The organism is Paraburkholderia sp. SIMBA_027 (assembly GCF_046535315.1).
Classification (GTDB): Bacteria; Pseudomonadota; Gammaproteobacteria; order Burkholderiales; family Burkholderiaceae; genus Paraburkholderia; species Paraburkholderia tropica.
In genome coordinates this window covers 1-307 of record NZ_JAWRWY010000299.1, presented here as the reverse complement: position 1 = coordinate 307, position 307 = coordinate 1, and the positions used below count along the sequence as shown (strand labels likewise).

General features: G+C 32.2%; 1 protein-coding gene. It reads left to right on the top strand.

Annotation, left to right across the window (positions count from 1 at the left end):
* Positions 1–307, top strand: a 307-nt coding sequence (locus tag SB764_RS39170) for a hypothetical protein (RefSeq protein WP_410866634.1), incomplete at both ends; no start/stop codon positions are given.

Genomic DNA, 307 nt, shown 5'->3' with positions numbered 1-307 from the left:
GATTCTTTTCTTCCCGATGTAAGAAGTGTAACAAATACACAGCCTTCCTTCACGAAATCAATAAAGAGTTTTAAGAAAAATGAAACTGGACAGATACAGGAAACTGCGATTGATTTCAATCATGGTTTTTACATTTTTAAAAATAAATATGAACTATACAGGCACTTTTTACAGGGTATTCAAAATTTCAGACCGGATCTAAAAATAGGACAACACACACTAGAAGAGTACAATCTTCCTGAAAAAACACATCCGGTGCAAAAATCGGCAGAATTTGAATTTTTTATAATGATTATTTTACTTGCCC